Origin of the sequence: Serratia sp. CY74737 (assembly GCF_052166775.1) — a bacterium.
Classification (GTDB): Bacteria; Pseudomonadota; Gammaproteobacteria; order Enterobacterales; family Enterobacteriaceae; genus Serratia; species Serratia ureilytica.
In genome coordinates this window covers 1-17,330 of sequence record NZ_JBJNOF010000007.1, presented here as the reverse complement: position 1 = coordinate 17,330, position 17,330 = coordinate 1, and the positions used below count along the sequence as shown (strand labels likewise).

The following is a 17,330-nucleotide window of genomic DNA, read 5'->3' as shown; positions in this document are numbered from 1 at the left end:
TATTCCTTATAGAGAGGGAGAATTGAGCCAGGCTGGCCTAGCGCACCATCACCTGCTGAATCAGACGGCTGCCGAAGTAGGCAAGCGTCAGCAGGAAGGCGCCGGCGAAGCTGAACCAGACGACGCGGCGGCCGCGCCAGCCCTCATGGTAGTGGCCCCACAACAGCACGATATACACGAACCAGGCCATGATCGACAGCACGGCTTTATGCACGTTCTCTTTGCTGAACAGATTATCCATGTACAGCAGGCCGGTGCACAGGGTGAGCGTCAGCAGCACCACGCCGATCTGGGTGATATGGAACATCTTGCGCTCAATGCTCATCAGCGGCGGCATGTCGGCGCTGAAGGTCAGCTTCTTGTTTTTCAACAGGTAGTCGAGCCAGGCGAGCTGCAAGGCATAGAGCGCGGCGATGATCAGGGTGGCGTAAGAGAACAGCGCCAGGCCGATATGCACCATCAGTTCCGGGCTGGCCTCCAGGTGAGTGATGAACTCGCCGGGCATAAAGCTGGCGAAGGCCAGGTTGATCATCGCGAAGCTGTAGACGATTGGCAGCAGGAACCAGCCGCGATCGCGCGAAGCGACGAAGGTCATCACCGAGCAGATGATCAGGCTGACGATGGAACCAATGTTCAGCAGGCTGAGATTCTGCCCGGCGCTGACGTCAAAGATGCGCTGCTGCAGCGCGATGGCGTGGCAAATCAGCGCCACCACCGCCGAGACGAGGGCAAGCCGACGGTATGCGCTATTCTTCCGCAACAAACTGGGAATGATCAGTCCAAGGCTGAGCAGGTAGGCCATCAAAGCCACAATGGAGAAAACTGGCATAGCGTTTAATTTTGCTTCGGCGTGGTTAATTGGAGTGTCAGTATAACGTTGCGCGCGTTTCACTCCAACCTATCTCCAACGCTGAGGCAGAGATCCTGCTCGCTTCGTGTTATCATCGGCACAATTGTGTCGCCGGAGCGGCCTGTCATTACACGTTGAGCATGAGACGATGTTTGAAAATTTAACCGATCGATTGTCGCGCACGTTGCGCAATATCAGCGGCCGCGGGCGGCTGACCGAAGAAAATATCAAGGAAACCCTGCGTGAAGTGCGTATGGCATTGCTGGAAGCGGACGTTGCGCTGCCGGTGGTGCGCGATTTCATCAACCGCGTAAAAGAGAGCGCGGTTGGCCATGAAGTCAACAAGAGCCTGACGCCGGGGCAGGAGTTCGTCAAGATCGTCAAGGGTGAGCTGATCGCCGCGATGGGCGAAGTCAACACCGAGCTGAATCTGGCGGCTCAGCCGCCGGCGGTGGTGCTGATGGCGGGCCTGCAGGGCGCCGGTAAAACCACCAGCGTCGGTAAGCTCGGCAAGTTCCTGAAAGAAAAACAGAAGAAGAAAGTGTTGGTGGTTTCCGCGGACGTTTATCGCCCGGCGGCGATCAAACAGCTGGAAACGCTGGCGGAAGGTGTCGGCATCGATTTCTTCCCGTCCGACGTCAAAGAAAAACCGATCGACATCGTCAACCGCGCGTTGCAGCAGGCCAAGCTGAAGTTCTATGACGTACTGATCGTCGATACCGCCGGCCGTCTGCACGTTGACGAAGCGATGATGGACGAGATCAAACAGGTGCACGCGGCCATCAAGCCGGTGGAAACCCTGTTCGTGGTCGACGCCATGACCGGCCAGGACGCCGCCAATACCGCCAAGGCGTTTAACGAAGCGCTGCCGCTGACCGGCGTGGTGCTGACCAAGGTCGACGGCGATGCGCGCGGCGGTGCGGCGTTGTCCATCCGCCACATCACCGGCAAGCCGATCAAGTTCCTCGGCGTCGGCGAGAAGACCGAAGCGCTGGAGCCGTTCTATCCGGATCGCGTGGCGTCACGCATCCTGGGCATGGGCGACGTGCTGTCGCTGATCGAAGATATCGAAAGCAAGGTCGACCGCGAGCAGGCGGAGAAACTGGCCAACAAGCTGAAGAAGGGCGACGGTTTCGATCTGACCGACTTCCTGGAGCAGCTCAAGCAGATGCGCAACATGGGCGGCATGGCCAATATGCTGAGCAAGCTGCCGGGCGCGGGCCAGCTGCCGGATAACGTCAAGTCGCAGATGGACGACAAAGTGTTGGTGCGCATGGAGGCGATCATCAACTCGATGACGCTGAAAGAGCGCGCCAAACCGGAAATCATCAAGGGCTCGCGCAAGCGCCGCATCGCGATGGGGGCCGGCATGCAGGTGCAGGACGTCAACCGCTTGCTGAAGCAGTTCGACGAAATGCAGCGTATGATGAAGAAGATGAAGAAAGGCGGTATGGCGAAGATGATGCGCGGCATGAAAGGTATGATGCCGCCGGGCTTCCCAGGCCGCTGACGGGCCTCCGCACGCCGAGTGCGGGCGCTTTCAGCATTCGCCGTTCGCGGTGAAAACCGCCCGAAATTTGACAGGCTGCAAAAGTTGTCCCCTGCGATCGACGCTTTAGATTGCTTTTTGCGCCAAAATGAGTAAAATTTTCGGGCTTTTTATATTGCAACCGGGCCCCGTCCCTCAATGGGGCCCGGCTGTTTTATTAACTAAAGAGGATGTTATGGTAACAATTCGTTTGGCACGTGGCGGCGCTAAAAAGCGTCCGTTCTATCAAGTAGTAGTGACCGACAGCCGCAACGCTCGTGATGGTCGTTTCATCGAGCGCGTAGGCTTCTTCAACCCGATCGCTTCCGGTCAGGCTGAAGCACTGCGTCTGGACCTGGACCGCATCGAGCACTGGGTTGGTCTGGGTGCAACCGTTTCTGATCGCGTTCACGCGCTGATCAAAGACGCTAAGAAAGCAGCTTAATCTGTCGCGGTGGTGGCAATGAGCAAGCAACTCAAACCGGTAGCGCCTAAGCAGCCGATTGTACTCGGTAAAATGGGGTCCGCTTACGGCATTCGTGGTTGGCTCAGAGTGTTTTCATCCACCGAGAACGCCGAAAGCATTTTTGACTATCAGCCGTGGTTTATCCAGCAGGCGGGTCAGTGGCAGCATATCGAGTTGGAAGACTGGAAGCGCCACAGTCAGGATCTGATCATCAAAGTCAAAGGCATTGACGATCGGGACGCGGCGAATCTGCTGACCAATCGCGAGATTATGGTGGATTCTGAGCAACTTCCTCCGCTGGAGGGTGACGATTACTACTGGAAAGACCTGATGGGCTGCCAGGTAGTCACCACCGCCGGCTACGAGCTGGGTAAAGTCATCGATATGATGGAAACCGGCTCGAACGATGTGATGGTTGTGAAAGCGAACCTGAAAGATGCGTTCGGCATGAAGGAGCGGTTGATTCCGTTTCTTCATGGGCAGGTTATCAAGAAAGTCGATCTCACTGCCCGCGTGATTGAGGCAGATTGGGATCCTGGTTTTTGACCCCCGGATCAAACGGTCGAAGCAAGTGGAATAACGGTAAGGGGATTGGCTTGTGTTCATCGGTATTGTAAGCCTGTTTCCTGAGATGTTCCGCGCTATCACCGATTACGGGGTGACTGGCCGGGCAGTAAAAAATGGCCTGCTGAGCGTGCAGTGTTGGAGTCCACGCGACTTCACCTACGACCGGCATCGTACCGTGGACGATCGCCCTTACGGCGGCGGCCCGGGAATGCTGATGATGGTGCAACCTTTACGGGAAGCCATTCATGCGGCGAAAGCAGCGGCAGGCGAGGGAGCAAAGGTGATTTATCTGTCACCTCAGGGGCGCAAGCTGGATCAAACCGGCGTGTGCGAACTGGCGGCCAATCAGAAGATGATTCTGGTGTGCGGCCGTTATGAAGGGATAGACGAGCGCGTAATCCAAACCGAAATTGACGAAGAATGGTCAATCGGCGATTACGTTCTCAGCGGCGGGGAACTGCCGGCGATGACCCTGATTGATTCAGTCGCCCGTTTCATACCGGGTGTGCTGGGCCATCAGGCCTCAGCGGAGGAAGACTCCTTCGCCGACGGATTGCTGGACTGCCCGCACTATACCCGCCCCGAGGTGTTGGAAGGAATGGAAGTACCGCCGGTTCTGCTGTCGGGCAACCATGCCGAGATACGTCGCTGGCGCTTAAAGCAGTCGCTGGGCCGAACCTGGCTTAGAAGACCTGAACTTCTAGAAAGCCTAGCTCTGACTGACGAGCAAGCGGTGTTGCTGGCTGAGTTCCAACGGGAACATCAGGCCAGGCAACAGGACTATGAAGGAAACGTCTGACATCAGACGGGACCGATATATCAGTTTACCTAGGGTAAGAGACATATTATGAGCAACATTATTAAGCAACTTGAACAAGAGCAGATGAAACAAGACGTACCTGCATTCCGTCCGGGTGATTCCGTGGAAGTGAAGGTATGGGTCGTTGAAGGTAGCAAAAAACGTCTGCAGGCATTCGAGGGCGTGGTTATCGCTATCCGTAACCGCGGTCTGCACTCTGCATTCACTGTTCGTAAGATTTCCAACGGCGAAGGTGTTGAGCGCGTATTCCAGACTCACTCCCCAGTAATCGACAGCATTACTGTTAAACGTCGTGGTGCCGTTCGTAAAGCTAAACTGTACTACCTGCGTGAACGTACTGGTAAGGCTGCTCGTATCAAAGAGCGTCTGAACCGCGTTAACTAACGCTGCATCCAAAAGTTAATAGTTATCAGGGGTTGGCCTATGCCAACCCCTTTTTTTATCTGAAAATCCGGCTGCGTTGCATTTGCGAGATTTGGCCACGTTGTAGCGACATTAAAAAGCCTGCATCAGCAGGCTTTTTGCATTACAGCGCGGCGGCGCTGTGTTTCTGCTGACTCTCCGGCGGGTGAGGCTGCGCCGGGATAATGTCATCGCCAGGTTTGACGATCACCCGCGCGACGGACTCGTGCGTGGCGAACGTGCAGCTGCAATTGATGTTGCGGCATTGATGGTAACGCTCTTTGGTCGACTCGCTCAGATAGCGGCTGGAGCGAGTGTGGGCCACGTGACCGCATAATGGACAGTGCATCATAAGAACCCCCTTGAACAAATTAAGTGAAATTGTTGTGGCATCACCACTTAGGCGAGCGAGCCCGTCATGATGAGGCAATACCTTGCAAGCACAGTGCGCGTTCCATGGCGCGTCGCTGTTCCAGCCCCTTGTTTTTCTTTCCATTTACATAAACCCAGCGTGGCAACTGATCGCAGGCCTGCTGCCACTGACCCTGCTGCAGCAGCGCGACCAGCGTGGAATGGCAGGCGGCGCTGATACCCACGTTGAAGGCGAAGGCGATCACCGCATCATAGGTTTCTTGCGAGAGCGTTTGCGGCAGACAGGCGGCCATGCCGCGCTCGGTGCGGCGAACATCGTCTACCAAATCCACAGCGGCTTTCCGTTCATCTATCGCCTTGCCCGGGATGACGCCGGCGGTGTGCCCAATGCCCTGTGTCCATACCCCGGCGTTGCACTGGTAAGGAGACAGTCGGCAACCTTCGAGATCGGCGATCAGCCTGAGGCCGGTTGCTGAGGTTTGCAGCTCGCCGAACGATGGCAACAACACGGCGATGGCTAAAACGGCGGCGACGCTGCAGCGTTTAACGATTGCACTCATCGAAAATTTTCCTCCGTGATGCCGCATTGCGCTCAATAGCCTTCAAGATCTGCAGGCTTTTACGTCGGTAATACCAGTTCACCAGGAAAGTGCCGATGCCTACTGCGGCGCCGACTAAAAAGGCAATGTCCTGCGGAGACAGTTTGCCCAGCCAGGCGAGGAACAGCGCCATGGCATAGGTGATGAATGAGGTGATTTTCTCCATAGCTTATGCTCGCTTCGTTTACAGAACCTCGGGATCCGAAGGTATCGATGCGTGGCAGCTCGCTATCGATATCCGTCATGCTCCTGGCCTGTATAATAATTACTGTATATGCATACAGTATTAAGCTATTTGCTAAAGTCGTCAATGGGTGGGGTGAATATTTTTAGCAGATTGTGCAAAAGGTGACTGCAGACATAAAAAAGCCCATCGATGATGGGCTTCGAGAAATAATGGGCGGGCAGGTTACAGGCCGTAGACCAGCGTGACCGAGGTTGTCGTGTCGGTGTTCTTCGGCGCGGAGGCCGGTGGCTTGCTGTTGTAGGTCACTGTGTAAGCTACGCGCAGTGAAAAGCGATCGTTGATCGCCACGTTCAACGCGCTTTCCGAGTTCAGCGTGGTTTCTTCGTTCGCCAGTGCGGAGACGCCCTGAATGAACTTAGTGTTGTCGGTCAGCTGATAGGAATAGTTGGCCGCGCCATAGGCCAGCCCTTTGGTCGAGCGGCCGCCGCCATGGTATTCGTCATGGCGCACGCCGGGACCGAATTCCACCCGCAGGTCGCTGAGCGGCCCGTTGAGGATTTGACGGCCATAGCCGCTGGTCAGCGTGGAGCGTGAGTCGTAACCGTTGAAACGGTCGCTCAGCCAGCTGGCCTGGCCGAACAGGTAGTTGCGATCGGTCAGGTTATAGCGCGTACGGCCGCCGGCCTGATACTTTTCGGACGAGCGCACGTTGGAGGAGGTGGTGTTGTTGGCCGCCCCCCACAGGCTGTACGCCGCGTCGGTGTTGAACCAGGTCATGTTGGTATTGGCCAACAGAGTGGAACTCTGCGAGTTGCCGGACTGGGCGTTGTAGCCCGCCTGCACGTTGCCTTCGAACGGTTTCTTGGCGGTGGCCGGATCGTCCATCGCGGTGAAAAGCGTATTGTCGGCAAGGGCTGAAACACTGGTGAAAGTCGTTAAGCAGCAAATATACAGCGGAAAAGCGCGACGAGCGCGGGAAGAGAGCATCTTGGATCCAGTTGTTAAGGGTGATTATTGTTGATGACGGTCACATTATATCGGTTCATTTCGGCGACAAAAATAGCCGCCATTAGCTTAAGTTTTTAATTTTTATCCCTCATTTATTCGCTTTTCTTCTACTTAAATTCATCGCTTTCGACGGCATTTCGTGCTGATCCTGCTTCGCCCGACCGTCGGTGCCGAGATGGGCCGTGCATCCTCGCTGTAAAATTTAATGTACAAATATGTTTACATTCATTGGCTTTGTTAGGCATGAGGGGTTATAGCGTGGTGATGGGTTTATTATTTGTTTAATTGGTTGTATTTGTTGTATTTAAAGCAATTTTTGCAACCCTGACTCAAAGGTGGTTTAAGCAAGATAATGACGGTAATCTTTTATTTACGGAAAATGGATTGAAAACTTTACATATCGTGATAGGGTAGACCCTTGAAACGCTCAATGTTCCATTTCAACGCATAACGCCAAACGACAGGAATAGCATCATGCAAAAAGACGCGCTCAATAACGTACACATCAGTGCAGAACAGGTTCTCATCACGCCGGAGGAGCTGAAGAACCAGTTCCCGCTCAGCGCCGACGACGAAAATGAAATCGCCACTGCGCGTAACACCATCGCCAACATTTTGCAGGGGCGCGATCATCGCCTGTTGGTGGTGTGTGGGCCTTGTTCGATCCACGATCCGGATGCGGCGCTGGACTACGCCCGTCGTTTGAAAACCCTGGCGGCTGACTTGAGCGATCAGCTGTATATCGTTATGCGCGTCTACTTTGAAAAACCCAGAACCACTGTCGGCTGGAAAGGTTTGATCAACGATCCGTACATGGACGGTTCGTTTGATGTTGAAGCAGGCTTGCATATCGCGCGTCGCCTGTTGCTGGATCTGGTGGGCATGGGCTTGCCGTTGGCTACCGAAGCGTTGGATCCGAACAGCCCGCAGTACCTGGGCGATTTGTTCAGCTGGTCGGCGATCGGCGCGCGTACCACCGAATCTCAGACCCACCGAGAAATGGCATCCGGCCTGTCGATGCCGGTCGGGTTCAAAAACGGCACCGACGGCAGCCTGGGCACCGCTATCAACGCCATGCGCGCCGCTGCCATGCCGCATCGCTTCGTCGGCATTAACCAGGCAGGCCAGGTTTGCCTGCTGCAGACTCAGGGCAACCCGGATGGGCACGTGATCCTGCGCGGCGGCAAAACTCCGAACTACAGCGCTGAGCACGTTGCGGCCTGTGAAAAACAGATGCTTGAGGCGGGACTCCACCCGTCCTTGATGATAGATTGCAGCCATGGCAACTCGAATAAAGACTATCGCCGTCAGCCGGCGGTTGCCGAGTCCGTGGTGGAGCAGATCAAGGCGGGTAACCGCTCAATCACCGGCATTATGCTGGAGAGCCATCTGCATGAGGGCAATCAGTCTTCCGAACAGCCGCGTGCAGACATGCGTTACGGTGTGTCCGTCACCGACGCCTGCATCAACTGGGAGAGTACGGAAACCCTGTTGCGCCATATGCATCAGGAACTCGGCGCTGCGCTGACGGCCCGCACGGGAGAAAAGTAAGTTATGGTGGCAGAACTGACCGCGCTGCGCGATCAAATCGATGAGGTGGATAAAGCGCTGCTGGATCTGCTGGCGAAACGCCTGCATCTGGTAGCGGAAGTGGGCGAAGTCAAAAGCCGTCATGGCCTGCCGGTTTACGTACCGGAGCGCGAAGCCGCGATGCTGGCATCGCGCCGCCGGGAGGCGGAAAATCTCGGCGTGCCGCCGGATCTGATCGAAGATGTGTTGCGCCGCGTGATGCGCGAGTCTTACGTCAGCGAGAACGATAAGGGCTTTAAAACCCTGTGCCCGCAGCTGCGGCCGATCGTCATTATCGGCGGCAACGGTCAAATGGGCAGGTTGTTCAATCGCTTGCTGACGCTGTCGGGTTATCAGGTCAGGGTGTTGGATCAGGAAGATTGGCCGCAGGCGGAGCAGCTGTTGGCGGATGCCGGCATGGTGATCGTCAGCGTGCCGATCCACGTGACCGAGCAGGTGATAAGCCGCCTGCCGACGCTGCCTGCCGATTGTATTCTGGTGGATCTGGCGTCGGTGAAGAACCGGCCTTTGCACGCGATGTTGGCGTCGCACAGCGGCCCGGTGGTCGGTCTGCATCCGATGTTCGGCCCGGACGTGGGCAGCGTGGCCAAGCAGGTGGTGGTCTACTGCGACGGCCGCCAGCCGGAGGCGTATCAGTGGCTGCTTGAACAGTTGCAGGTGTGGGGCGCGCGGCTGCATCGCATCAGCGCGGCCGAGCACGATCAGAATATGGCGTTTATTCAGGCGCTGCGGCACTTCGCTACCTTCGCCTACGGGCTGCACCTGGCGGAAGAGAACGTGCAACTGGAGCAACTGCTGGCGCTCTCTTCGCCAATCTACCGGCTGGAGCTGGCGATGGTTGGCCGCCTGTTCGCACAGGATCCGCAGCTGTACGCCGATATCATTATGTCGTCGGAAGAAAACGTGGCGCTGATTAAACGTTACTACCAGCGCTTCGGCGAGGCGATAAAGCTGTTGGAGCATGGCGACAAACAGGCGTTTATCGAGAGCTTCCGCAAGGTAGAGCATTGGTTCGGCGATTACGCCCAGCGCTTCCTGGTAGAGAGCCGCACGCTGTTGCGGCAGGCTAACGACAGCCGGCAGTAAAACTGCGGGCAGTAAACATAAAGGGTTCGGCTTGGCCGAACCCTTTTTTACAGTTTCAGGATGGGTTGACCGGCACCACGGTGTCGCTTGGGTAACAGCCCAGCACCTTCAGCGAGCGGGTGATCGGCGCCAGATCGCGCAGCGCTTTTTGCATCGCCTCGGCGCGCAGGTTGGCCTGCACATCGATATAGAACATCTCCTCCCACGGATTGCCGTTGATCGGACGTGATTCCAGCTTGGTCATGATGATGCCGTTATCGCGCAATACCAGCAGCGCTTCGACCAGCGCGCCGGATTGTTGGCCGGTCGCCATGATCAGCGTGGTTTTTGCCGGCACCTGTTCGGAGACATCGATCGCTTTGCGCGCCAGGACGATGAAGCGAGTGATGTTTTGCTGCTGGTTGGCGAGATTGTGTTCCAGTACCTGCAGCCCGTACAGCGCGCCGCCGGCCTCGCTGCCCAGTGCAGCCACCTTCGGTGAATTCAGCTTGGCGACTTTCTCCATCGCGGCCGCCGTGCTTTCGGTGTATTCGATTTTCCAGTGCGGGAAGCGGTTAAGGAACTGGCTGCACTGTTGGAACGGCTGCGGATGGCTGTAGACGGTTTCTATCTGGCTCAGATCGCTGTCGCCGGCGATCAGAACGCAGTGGTTGATAGGGTTAGTCAGTTCGCCGACGATCGACAGGCTGGTGTGTTGCAGCAGATCGTAGACCTCGTTTATCGAACCGGAGCTGGTGTTCTCGATCGGCAAAATCGCGTAGTCCGCCTGGCCGGTTTCCACCTGGGCGAAAATATCCTGAAACTTCTGGCAGCCGCATTCGATCAGCCGATCGAAGTGGCGGGCAGCGTATTGGCGCGCCGCCAGATGTGAATAAGAGCCTTTCGGGCCGAGGAAAGCGATGCGGGCGGAATGCTGGCTGACGGGGTTGAGCTGGTGCTGCAACAGCGCCTGCTGGGTCAGAACGGAGTCTTCAATGATCAGTTGGAACAGGCGGGTGACGTAGAAACCGTCCAGGTCGTAAGGCTTGGCGGCGGCGATCAGCGCATCCAGCAGATCGCGTTCGCGCTCTTTGTCACGGATCGGGCGGTGAGAGTGCAGCTTAGTCTTGCCGACTTCGATCGCCAGCTCACGGCGTTCCGCCAGCAAGGCCAACAGTTTCAAGTCCAGTGCGCTGATGCGCTCGCGCAGCACCAATAACGGGTTGTCAGTCATAATCAGCTTCCGCCTTCAGTTCTTATTCGTTGTAAAACAGCCATAAAAAAAGCCTCCTGTTTCCAGGAGGCCTTGTTGTTCGTCTTCGCATTCTTTCTCACACGACGAAACGCCTCCCAGTCAGGGGAAGGTAAAAAAGAATGCGAAGAAAAACGGTGTGCGTGGCATGGTCTACCTAAGGTTAATGCGAACAGGTTTTAAAGTAACCGCTGGCTTTTACCCCGTCAACAAAAATACCCGACAAAAAACGCGCCCCTGGGCGCGTTTGATGCGGCAATCGCTGTCGGACGGTTATTCCTGCTCTTGCGTGACTTCCGGCACAATGTCTTTCACGCTGGCATTGCAGCGGCGCGCTTCGCCTTTGTGCTGCACCTTGTTCAACTGGCGCTCCAGTTTGGCGATCAGCTCGTTAACGGCGGTATACATGTCATCATGTTTGGCGCTGGCGACCAGCGGGCCGTTAGGCGTGGTAATGGTAGCGTCGGCGACAAACCCTTGCGGCTCTTTGGATAAGACGATATGCGGGTTAATCAGCTGGGTCTGCCATTTTTCCAGTTTGGTGAGACGGTCTTCGACGTGATTGCGGATTGCGGGAGTGATATCCATTTGTTTGCTGGTAATGTTCAATGTCATATAACTTACCTCTCTGTCTTTCCGTCTTGGTGAATCCAGCATACCCCGCTTTTTGTTTAAATGCGTGATGTAAATCACGATTTTTTGTCACTTTTTGCAAAGTTAGTTCAATCTGTGATTCAGCATTTGAATTGGCTATCTAATGCTTGAGAGTTGCCGCTGGATAGCGCATTATCGATGAGTTGACCGGTGAGGAGCGCTAGCTAACACCGTGTTTTTACTTGTGTATTTTTCCAGTAAAAACCAGGTCGACGCCAATGAAAACGGCAGCCTTGGCTGCCGTTTGGTTTTTCTGCCGGTGCCGACGCGCGCTTATTGCGGGTTGGCGGCGATCACTTTGGCCACTTTGTCAGCCTGGCCGTTCAGCTGCAGCTGCTTGTAGGCATTTTCCATCAGCGGCAACACGTCGTGCGTCGCTTTGGTATCCGGGAATTCACGCAACATCTGCTCGGCGCGATTAACTACCGCGACGTAAGCACCACGTTTAGTGTAGTATTCCGCCACCGAAAGCTCATACTTGGCCAAACGATCTTTCAGATACACCAAACGCTTGTTGGCGTCGGTCGCGTATTGGCTGTTCGGGTATTGCTGAATCAACTGGCTGAAGTCGCGGAATGCAGCGCGAGCGTGCTGAGGATCGCGGTCCGAACGGTCAACCCCGAAGAAGCCCTGCAGCGCGCTGTCATCAAGCGCCATGTCGGTCAGGCCGCGCATGTACATCACGTAATCGATGTTCGGGTGCGTCGGATTCAGGCGCATGAAGCGATCGATGGATGCCTGAGCCATTGGCAAGTCGGCAGCCTTATAATAGGCGTAAATCAAATCCAGCTGGACCTGCTGGGAATACGGCCCGAAAGGATAGCGGTTATCTAACGCTTCGAGTTGCGTAATCGCGCCCTTGAAGTTACCGTCCTGCAGTTTTTGCTGCGCGGTAGCATAGATTTCCGAAGGCGGGTTGTCGGGAACCGCATCCTTGGATGTGGAGCAACCTGCCAGCGCCAGGCTCAACGTGGCTGCCGCCACCAGATATTTCATACGCGTCATGACGTTTTGATTATCCTCAGGGTGTTATTCCGGGAGACTGTCCGTTAAGCTCCCGACAAAGACCAGGTACAATAGCACATTATATTAAACGGCATCGCCGTGAAAACCCAACGTTAACGAAGAAGCTGCATATGGCACAACAAGTACAACTCACCGCAACGGTGGCCGAATCTCAACTCGGACAACGTTTAGATCAGGCTTTGGCCGAATTGTTCCCTGATTATTCACGATCTCGCATAAAAGAGTGGATCCTGGGCGATCGGGTGAAGGTCAATGGCAAAACGTCAAACAAACCGAAAGAGAAGGTGCTGGGCGGAGAGACGGTCGCCATCGATGCACAGATAGAAGAAGAAGCGCGTTGGGAGCCGCAGGATATCGCGCTGGATATCGTCTATGAAGACAGCGATATCCTGGTGATCAACAAGCCGCGCGATTTGGTGGTGCACCCTGGCGCCGGTAACCCGGACGGCACGGTGCTCAATGCGCTGCTGCATCACTACCCGGAAATCGCCGACGTGCCGCGTGCCGGCATCGTGCACCGTCTGGATAAAGACACCACCGGCCTGATGGTGGTGGCGAAAACCGTGCCGGCGCAAACCCGGCTGGTGGAGGCGCTGCAGGCGCGCGAAATCACCCGTGAATACGAAGCGGTGGCGATCGGCACCATGACGGCAGGCGGTACGGTAGAAGAACCCATCGCGCGCCATTCCACCAAGCGCACTCACATGGCGGTGCACCCGATGGGTAAGCCGGCGGTGACGCACTATCGCATTATGGAGCACTTCCGCGCGCACACTCGTCTGCGCCTGCGCCTGGAAACCGGCCGTACTCACCAGATCCGCGTGCACATGGCTTACATTAGCCATCCGCTGGTGGGCGATCCGCTGTACGGCGGCCGTCCGCGTCCGCCGAAAGGCGCTTCGGAGGCCTTCATCAACACGCTGCGCGGCTTTGACCGCCAGGCGCTGCACGCTACCATGCTGCGTTTGTATCACCCGATCAGCGGCATCCAGATGGAGTGGCATGCGCCGCTGCCGCAGGACATGGTCGATCTGATCAACGCGCTGAAGGCGGACACCGAAGAATTCAAAGATCAGATGGACTGGTAATGCGCTCGCTCATTCTGCCCGACTGGCCGTTGCCTCCCGGCGTTAAAGCTTGCAGCACCACGCGCGATGGTGGCGTCAGCCTGCCACCTTATGACTCGCTGAACCTCGGCGCTCACGTGGGTGACGAGGCGCAAGCGGTGAAGCGCAATCGGGAACGGTTGGTTACCGCCGCCGGCTTGCCGCAGATGCCGGTATGGCTCGAGCAGGTGCACGGCACCCGCGTGGTGACGTTGACGGGACAAGCGCCCGCCGATCTGCGGGCGGATGCGGTGTACAGTAACGTGCCGGGTCAGGTGTGCGCAGTGATGACGGCGGATTGTCTGCCGGTGCTGTTCTGCTCGCAGCAAGGCGACGAAGTGGCGGCCGCTCACGCCGGTTGGCGTGGGCTATGCCACGGCGTGCTGGAGCAAACCGTGGCGGCGTTCAGCGCCGCACCGGGCCAAATCAGCGCCTGGCTGGGGCCGGCGATCGGCCCGCAGCAGTTCGAGGTCGGGCCGGAGGTGCGCGCCGCTTTCATGGCGGAAGACGCTGAGGCCGCAGCGGCATTTACCCCGCATGACGATAAGTTTTTGGCTAATATCTACTTGCTGGCTCGCCAACGCTTGTTGCGTGCGGGCGTTCAGGCCATTTATGGCGGCGACCGCTGTACGGTTAACGAAATGAGCCATTTTTTCTCCTATCGACGCGATGGAATAACCGGACGTCTGGCAAGTTTAATCTGGCTGATATAACCTATTGAATTAGGACGATCCAACGACGCATGGCGTTGTACCGAAAATTTAGCGTCGAGATAACCTTGAAAATTTGAGGGATGACCTCATTTAATCTCCAGTAGCAATTTCGACCCATCTTGGAGGTGTTATGCGTCTGGATCGTCTTACCAACAAATTCCAGCTTGCCCTCGCCGATGCCCAGTCACTAGCCCTTGGGCACGACAACCAGTTTATTGAACCGCTACATCTGATGAGCGCCCTGCTCAATCAGGAAGGGGGCACGGTTCGTCCACTATTAACTTCCGCAGGTATCGATGCCGGGCGTGTGCGCACCGAGATCGAACAGGCGCTGTCCCGTTTACCGCAGGTAGAAGGCACCGGTGGCGACGTTCAACCGTCCCACGAGTTGGTGCGCGTTTTGAACCTGTGCGACAAGCTGGCGCAAAAGCGTGCGGACAAATTCATTTCTTCCGAGCTGTTTGTGCTTGCGGTGCTGGAAGACCGTGGCTCGTTGACCGACTTGTTGAAAGCGGCCGGCGCGACGGCCGACAAAATCAGTAAAGCCATTGAACAAATGAGAGGCGGTGACAGCGTGGAAGACCAAGGCGCCGAAGACCAACGGCAGGCATTGAAGAAATACACTATCGATCTGACCGAACGTGCTGAGCAGGGCAAACTTGACCCGGTGATCGGTCGTGACGAAGAGATCCGTCGCACCATTCAGGTGCTGCAACGCCGTACCAAAAACAACCCGGTGTTGATCGGCGAGCCTGGCGTGGGTAAAACCGCCATCGTCGAAGGCCTGGCGCAGCGCATCATTAACGGCGAAGTGCCGGAAGGGCTGAAGCACAAGCGCGTATTGTCCCTCGATATGGGCGCCTTGATCGCCGGCGCCAAATATCGCGGCGAGTTTGAAGAGCGTCTGAAAGGCGTGCTCAACGATCTGGCCAAGCAGGAAGGCAGCGTTATCCTGTTTATCGACGAACTGCATACCATGGTCGGCGCCGGTAAGGCGGATGGCGCGATGGACGCAGGCAACATGCTGAAGCCGGCGCTGGCGCGCGGCGAGCTGCACTGCGTCGGTGCCACCACGCTGGATGAATACCGTCAATATATAGAGAAGGATGCGGCGCTCGAACGTCGTTTCCAGAAAGTGTATGTGGCTGAGCCGAGCGTGGAAGACACCATTGCTATTCTGCGCGGCCTGAAAGAGCGTTACGAACTGCACCACCACGTGCAGATAACCGACCCGGCCATTGTGGCGGCGGCAACGCTTTCGCACCGCTATATCGCCGATCGTCAATTGCCGGACAAGGCTATTGACCTTATCGACGAAGCGGCGTCCAGCATTCGCATGCAGATGGACTCCAAGCCGGAGTCGCTCGACAGGCTTGAGCGCCGCATCATCCAATTGAAACTGGAACAGCAGGCGCTGAATAAAGAGTCTGACGACGCCAGCAAGAAACGCCTGGACATGCTGAGCGATGAGCTGGGGCAGAAAGAGCGCGAATACTCGGAGCTGGAAGAAGAGTGGAAAGCGGAAAAAGCGTCGCTCTCCGGCACCCAGAACATCAAGGCAGAACTCGAGCAGGCCAAAATCACCCTGGAGCAGGCGCGTCGCGTCGGCGATCTGGGGCGGATGTCGGAACTGCAGTACGGCAAAATCCCTGAGCTGGAAAAACAGCTCGCCGCCGCCACGCAGGCCGAAGGCAAGAGCATGAAGCTGCTGCGCAACCGGGTGACCGATGCGGAGATTGCAGAAGTGCTGGCGCGTGCCACCGGGATCCCGGTCGCAAGAATGCTGGAAGGCGAGCGCGACAAGCTGCTGCGCCTGGAACAAGAACTGCATTCGCGAGTGATTGGCCAGGACGAAGCGGTCAGCGCAGTCTCCAATGCGATTCGCCGCAGCCGTGCGGGGCTGTCCGATCCTAACCGACCGATCGGTTCGTTCCTGTTCCTCGGCCCGACCGGGGTAGGGAAAACCGAGCTTTGCAAGGCGCTGGCTTCGTTCCTGTTCGACAGCGACGACGCCATGGTGCGTATCGATATGTCCGAGTTTATGGAGAAACACTCCGTTTCGCGTCTGGTCGGCGCGCCTCCGGGCTATGTCGGTTATGAAGAGGGCGGCTACCTGACGGAAGCCGTACGTCGCCGGCCTTATTCGGTGATTCTGCTGGATGAAGTCGAGAAAGCGCACCCGGACGTGTTCAATATTCTGTTGCAGGTGTTGGATGACGGCCGCCTGACCGATGGTCAAGGCCGCACCGTCGATTTCCGCAATACCGTGGTGATCATGACGTCCAACCTGGGTTCCGATCTGATCCAGGAGCATTTCGGTCAGATGAACTACGCGCAGATGAAAGAGTCGGTGATGGAGATGGTAAGTCACCACTTCCGTCCGGAGTTCATCAACCGTATCGACGAAGTGGTGGTATTCCACCCGCTGGGCGAGAAACACATCGCCGCGATCGCCAAGATTCAGTTGTCGCGTCTGTACAAGCGTTTGGAAGAGCGCGGTTACGAAGTGACCATGACCGAACCGGCCCTGGCGCTGTTAAGCAAAACCGGCTACGACCCTGTATATGGCGCGCGCCCGTTGAAACGCGCTATTCAGCAGGAAATCGAGAACCCGCTGGCGCAACAAATCCTGTCCGGCAAGCTGATACCTGGCAAGCTGGTGACGTTGGATGTGGAAAACGACCATATCGTTGCCCGCCAATAACGGCGATTAAGGATAATAAAGATGAAAGGGAGCGGGGGACCGCTCCCTTTTCTTTATCTTCGTTTGTCCCTATTTACAGGGGTTGCCGCTATTACTGCGCTAAAATCGGCATTTTTTGACTAATAAACATCCTAAAAAGGTGTTTTTGGTGGTTATTTAAGCGCTTGAAAGGTTTTTTGCATTTAGGGGTTGCGGCCTGCCGAGAACTCCCTATAATGCGCCTCCACTGACCGGGAACAACGACTGACAAGCCGCCGGGTCAGCGAGAGGAAAGCGAAATAAACGCTTGACTCTCCGGGTGAAAAGCGTAATATACGCCACCTCGAGTTAGCAAGCGAAAGCGCCTAACTCACTGCTCTTTAACAATTTATCAGACAATCTGTGTGGGCACTCCACAAGACGATATCCAGCATCTTCGGAT

Annotated in this window: 19 protein-coding genes and 1 other annotated feature; of the genes, 10 read left to right on the top strand and 9 right to left on the bottom strand. The window is 56.3% G+C overall.

The genetic code is table 11. The annotated features are described in order from the left end of the window. Positions 1-37: 37 nt before the first annotated feature. On the bottom strand, positions 38-829 hold the full coding sequence (locus tag ACJ8PE_RS11425; protein ID WP_004932506.1) for a cytochrome C assembly family protein: 792 nt from the start codon (positions 827-829) through the stop codon (positions 38-40). Positions 830-998: 169 nt separating this feature from the next. On the opposite strand from ACJ8PE_RS11425, the gene ffh reads away from it, so the two are divergent. From ffh to rplS, 5 genes are all read left to right on the top strand, one after another. Further along, positions 999-2,360, top strand: a complete 1,362-nt coding sequence (gene ffh / locus ACJ8PE_RS11420; protein ID WP_004932504.1) for a signal recognition particle protein — start codon at positions 999-1,001, stop codon at positions 2,358-2,360. 214 nt (positions 2,361-2,574) lie between these two features. Then, positions 2,575-2,823 carry a 30S ribosomal protein S16 gene (gene rpsP, locus ACJ8PE_RS11415; RefSeq protein WP_004932501.1) on the top strand — a complete coding sequence of 83 codons (249 nt, stop codon included), beginning with the start codon at positions 2,575-2,577 and terminating at the stop codon, positions 2,821-2,823. Between the two features lie 18 nt (positions 2,824-2,841). Further along, positions 2,842-3,390 carry a ribosome maturation factor RimM gene (gene rimM / locus ACJ8PE_RS11410; protein WP_019455135.1) on the top strand — a complete coding sequence of 183 codons (549 nt, stop codon included), beginning with the start codon at positions 2,842-2,844 and terminating at the stop codon, positions 3,388-3,390. A 52-nt stretch (positions 3,391-3,442) separates the two neighbouring features. Beyond that, the gene (gene trmD, locus ACJ8PE_RS11405) at positions 3,443-4,210 is read left to right on the top strand and encodes a tRNA (guanosine(37)-N1)-methyltransferase TrmD (protein ID WP_004932485.1); all 768 of its coding nucleotides are present in this window, start codon (positions 3,443-3,445) and stop codon (positions 4,208-4,210) included. A 48-nt stretch (positions 4,211-4,258) separates the two neighbouring features. Beyond that, positions 4,259-4,615, top strand: a complete 357-nt coding sequence (gene rplS, locus ACJ8PE_RS11400; RefSeq protein WP_015376707.1) for a 50S ribosomal protein L19 — start codon at positions 4,259-4,261, stop codon at positions 4,613-4,615. Between the two features lie 142 nt (positions 4,616-4,757). Here rplS and ACJ8PE_RS11395 read toward each other — a convergent pair whose 3' ends face one another. From ACJ8PE_RS11395 to ACJ8PE_RS11380, 4 genes are all read right to left on the bottom strand, one after another. Further along, the gene (locus ACJ8PE_RS11395; protein WP_021505301.1) at positions 4,758-4,985 is read right to left on the bottom strand and encodes an ogr/Delta-like zinc finger family protein; all 228 of its coding nucleotides are present in this window, start codon (positions 4,983-4,985) and stop codon (positions 4,758-4,760) included. A gap of 64 nt (positions 4,986-5,049) precedes the next feature. Beyond that, positions 5,050-5,565 carry a lysozyme gene (locus tag ACJ8PE_RS11390; protein WP_197793000.1) on the bottom strand — a complete coding sequence of 172 codons (516 nt, stop codon included), beginning with the start codon at positions 5,563-5,565 and terminating at the stop codon, positions 5,050-5,052. Next, complete coding sequence (locus ACJ8PE_RS11385; RefSeq protein WP_033652732.1) at positions 5,549-5,770, bottom strand: HP1 family phage holin; 222 nt, start codon at positions 5,768-5,770, stop codon at positions 5,549-5,551. The genes ACJ8PE_RS11390 and ACJ8PE_RS11385 overlap by 17 nt, the downstream gene beginning before the upstream one ends. Before the next feature lie 243 nt (positions 5,771-6,013). Further along, a complete protein-coding gene (locus ACJ8PE_RS11380; RefSeq protein WP_033641933.1) occupies positions 6,014-6,778 on the bottom strand; it encodes a DUF481 domain-containing protein in 765 nt (254 codons plus the stop codon). Between the two features lie 495 nt (positions 6,779-7,273). Between ACJ8PE_RS11380 and ACJ8PE_RS11375 the strand changes: the two genes are divergently transcribed. Together ACJ8PE_RS11375 and tyrA are read left to right on the top strand one after the other, a co-directional pair. After that, complete coding sequence (locus tag ACJ8PE_RS11375; protein ID WP_016929016.1) at positions 7,274-8,350, top strand: 3-deoxy-7-phosphoheptulonate synthase; 1,077 nt, start codon at positions 7,274-7,276, stop codon at positions 8,348-8,350. A gap of 3 nt (positions 8,351-8,353) precedes the next feature. Then, positions 8,354-9,475: a bifunctional chorismate mutase/prephenate dehydrogenase gene (tyrA, locus tag ACJ8PE_RS11370; protein ID WP_197760740.1), complete on the top strand. Its 1,122-nt coding sequence runs from the start codon at positions 8,354-8,356 to the stop codon at positions 9,473-9,475. A gap of 55 nt (positions 9,476-9,530) precedes the next feature. Here tyrA and pheA read toward each other — a convergent pair whose 3' ends face one another. The 4 genes from pheA to bamD form a co-directional block, all read right to left on the bottom strand. Beyond that, positions 9,531-10,688: a bifunctional chorismate mutase/prephenate dehydratase gene (gene pheA, locus ACJ8PE_RS11365; RefSeq protein ID WP_033641936.1), complete on the bottom strand. Its 1,158-nt coding sequence runs from the start codon at positions 10,686-10,688 to the stop codon at positions 9,531-9,533. Between the two features lie 42 nt (positions 10,689-10,730). Further along, positions 10,731-10,857, bottom strand: a sequence feature (Phe leader region). After that, a complete protein-coding gene (locus ACJ8PE_RS11360) occupies positions 10,809-10,856 on the bottom strand; it encodes a hypothetical protein (protein ID WP_101428074.1) in 48 nt (15 codons plus the stop codon). Its footprint overlaps the feature before it by 48 nt. 122 nt (positions 10,858-10,979) lie before the next feature. Next, the gene (gene raiA / locus ACJ8PE_RS11355; RefSeq protein ID WP_004932457.1) at positions 10,980-11,321 is read right to left on the bottom strand and encodes a ribosome-associated translation inhibitor RaiA; all 342 of its coding nucleotides are present in this window, start codon (positions 11,319-11,321) and stop codon (positions 10,980-10,982) included. 312 nt (positions 11,322-11,633) lie between these two features. After that, positions 11,634-12,365 (bottom strand): outer membrane protein assembly factor BamD, encoded by a 732-nt coding sequence (gene bamD, locus ACJ8PE_RS11350; protein WP_004932456.1) that lies wholly within the window; start codon positions 12,363-12,365, stop codon positions 11,634-11,636. A 131-nt stretch (positions 12,366-12,496) separates the two neighbouring features. On the opposite strand from bamD, the gene rluD reads away from it, so the two are divergent. From rluD to clpB, 3 genes are all read left to right on the top strand, one after another. Then, the gene (rluD, locus tag ACJ8PE_RS11345; protein ID WP_004932452.1) at positions 12,497-13,474 is read left to right on the top strand and encodes a 23S rRNA pseudouridine(1911/1915/1917) synthase RluD; all 978 of its coding nucleotides are present in this window, start codon (positions 12,497-12,499) and stop codon (positions 13,472-13,474) included. Then, positions 13,474-14,205: a purine nucleoside phosphorylase YfiH gene (yfiH, locus tag ACJ8PE_RS11340; protein ID WP_197760734.1), complete on the top strand. Its 732-nt coding sequence runs from the start codon at positions 13,474-13,476 to the stop codon at positions 14,203-14,205. Before rluD ends, yfiH begins: the two co-directional genes overlap by 1 nt. 130 nt (positions 14,206-14,335) lie before the next feature. Beyond that, complete coding sequence (clpB, locus tag ACJ8PE_RS11335) at positions 14,336-16,909, top strand: ATP-dependent chaperone ClpB (RefSeq protein WP_025301647.1); 2,574 nt, start codon at positions 14,336-14,338, stop codon at positions 16,907-16,909. Positions 16,910-17,330: the final 421 nt, after the last annotated feature.